The 2,906-nt window shown below is 44.8% G+C and carries 3 protein-coding genes; all 3 read right to left on the reverse strand.

Annotation, left to right across the window (positions count from 1 at the left end; all coding sequences use genetic code 11):
• Positions 1–1,590 (reverse strand): tape measure protein (locus ACERC6_RS10135; RefSeq protein WP_373628937.1); only part of this gene is annotated, 1,590 nt, incomplete at its 3' end.
• Between the two features lie 72 nt (positions 1,591–1,662).
• Entirely contained in the window at positions 1,663–2,052 is a 390-nt protein-coding gene (locus ACERC6_RS10140; protein WP_373628938.1) for a hypothetical protein, read from the reverse strand.
• Between the two features lie 268 nt (positions 2,053–2,320).
• Complete coding sequence (locus tag ACERC6_RS10145; RefSeq protein WP_284672821.1) at positions 2,321–2,635, reverse strand: hypothetical protein; 315 nt, start codon at positions 2,633–2,635, stop codon at positions 2,321–2,323.
• Positions 2,636–2,906 lie beyond the last annotated feature (271 nt).

The raw sequence follows: 2,906 nt of genomic DNA on the forward strand, positions 1-2,906 counted from the left end.
CAGGCTCTCCATCGCCTTTTGTAGTCCCATCGTGCGTACAATGACGGCTGAGATGACGCCAGCAATCACCATCAAAGGATGTCTTAGGAGGATGCGACCTAGTGAGGTTAAGGCGGTGCCAATACGATTGACCGCACCAGCAGCAAGGGTGGCTGTCCCAACAAAAGCTCGTTTGGCGACGGTGCTGGTAACAATTGCACGAGTGTAGCCAGCCAAGCCTATCGTCCCTGCCTTAATCGCTGCACCAAATCCCACCACGCCACTGACAGTGGAGCGTGTGATGTTAATAAAGGCGGTCTTTGCTCCATTGATTGTCAAAAGACTTCTGGTATAGCTAGCAGCTGAACCAATATTGGCAATCGTCGCCTGAGCAAATCCTGTCATCGCAGCACTGGCACGAGTGATGGTTGATGCGGTAACATTCTTGATGTTGGCAAGACTAAGATTGGACTGAATATAAGTCATTGTGGTAACTTGCACACTTGCCAATCTTGCCCCAAAGCCATCAATCGCCATTGTCGCACGAGCCACACCGCCAACCATCACACCGCCAACCGTTTCGGCAAATCTGGCGGTGGTTGCGGTGGCGACCGCCATACTTTGGGTGTAGGCTTTGGCAGAGTAAGCATTTGAAATGAAAGATTTTGCATTACTTAAAGTGGAAATTGTTGCGGTTTTTATTGCAGTGGTTAGGCTGGTTGCTTCCAATTTGGTCATCAAAAACCCATGAGCCATTTTGACCCCAATCGCAGTCGCTGCTGCCCCTGCGATTGTTGCAATGGTTTTTAGGTTTTGCCCCACAAAGGTAAGCACATCAGAGATTGCCCCAGCGATGCCTGTGGTCTCATTGATGATGTCATGCACCAAATAGCCGAAGTTGTCTTTGATGACTTGCCAGCCTTGCGACATGGTAAAGTTGGTTTTGCCCACCATCTCTTCAAGAGCCTGCGTCGAACCTGACACAGCTTCATAGACCACATCGGCGGTGATTTTACCTTCTTTGGCAAGGTCTCTTAGGGCAGCTGTCGCCACACCCATTCGCTTGGCAATCAGTTCCATCAAGATGGGGGCTTGCTCGGCAACCGAATTAAATTCATCACCACGCAACGCCCCAGAACCCAGCGCCTGACCCAGCTGGGTAAGGGCGGCAGCTTGAGCCTGTGCCGAACCACCGCCAAGATTCATCGCCATGGTCATGTTGCGAGTAAAATCAATCACATTTTGCTGTGATTTGCCCAGCTGTGATAAGGCACGCTGGCTGCTGGCATATAAATCCACAACGCCTTCAAAGCTCGACCGCTGCTCATTGGCGATATTGCTTAGCTGGCGTTGTACGGCGTTAAACTGCTCACTGCCATCGGTGGCAAGTTTTACTTTGCTTGCCAAAGATTGCATCTTGTCAGCAGCGGCAGCGATGGTGGTGAGTGTACCAGCCCCAATGAGCGTACCTGCGTTGATTTTGTCCAAGGCTTTTTGGGCAAAACCTGCAAGACCTCCCAGTTCTTGTTCGGCTTTTTTGGTGGCTTTTTGGATATTACGGCTAAAATTAACCGTATTTGCCCCCAGTACGATGTTAATTGCTAATGCCATAATATTTCCTTTGGGTAATAAAAAACCCACCGATAAAGGTGGGTTTGGTTTAAGTAAAGTAGAGTCAAAAGACTAAGCGGGGTTGGTTAAGTATTTTTCAAGTATCTTATAGCAATGATGATTAACAACCAGTGCCGCCCAAGCACCGTCATAAAACTCAATGCCTAGGGCGTATTCTGATTTGTCGGACAGGGACAGTTTATCACTCAACCAAAGTGTTGCCAAACCACCAATAATAGAGCCACCAGCGACTGCTGTAACAGCACCTAGAGTGAATAGTCCATCTTTGATTGTGTTGGCTGGATTTTTCTTTTCTTCAAAATCCATCAATACCAATTGACGAACATTATCTTTTAAAGAGTATTCTACTGTCTTTTTGGTGTGTTTATTTTTAAAATAAATCTTGCCAAGTGCCATTGTAGCTTTACCTTCTTTAAAAAGATTGGACTGAACCACACGCATGATGCTACATATCCCATGTAATCAGATAACAATCAAATTATAAAACCAAACAAAGATCATTTCAACCTTTGCTTGGTGGATTTTTAAACAAATTTAGGCTTGCTTTGCCTGATGCTTGGCAAACATCGCCATCAGTGCTTCGGCATCTTTTTGGGCTTGTCGCTCTGCTTGATACTGCTCAACGATGTTAATTGCCAATGCCATAATATTTCCTTTGAGTAATAAAAAACCCACCGACTAAGGTGGGTTTTTTAAATTATGTTGTGATTTAAGAAATATATTTTAAAAACTGATCATATTTTTTCTTATCAAGCTGCACAATAGCGGATTTTCCATCGGTAAATTCAATACAAGCAACATAAACATCTTTGGTGTGGTTTGGCAACTTACTACCAAACCACAATGTCGCAAGTGCAGGAAAGACACCTGCACCAAACAGCATTGCTCCCACAGTCATGCTTAATGCACCATTTTGAACTGAATTTGCCAAGGTTTCTACTTTTTCGGTATCGACCAGCTCAAATTTATGTACTTGGGTGGATAAATTATATACTTGGCTTTTGTTTGTTTCTTTATCAGTCATGGCAAAGAAACGACCAGTTGAAGCCCCACCATAAAGCACAAAATCATCAGAATGCAATATTTTAATACCAAAAATAGCAAATCCCATCAGCAAAGGTTGTCTGTACCAGACTAACTTAGGTTGATAAAAAAAGCAAGAAGTTTTTTAGCTTGTCCATTTGCTCGAACGCTGATTGTGCCGAACCTGTGGCGGTGATAAGGCTGGCGTTTAATACATCAAACTCACGGCGTACAGACACCATGCTACTGACAGAAGCAAATACACCTGTAGC

Origin of the sequence: Moraxella sp. E33BD (assembly GCF_041807865.1) — a bacterium.
GTDB lineage: Bacteria > Pseudomonadota > Gammaproteobacteria > Pseudomonadales > Moraxellaceae > Moraxella > Moraxella haemolytica.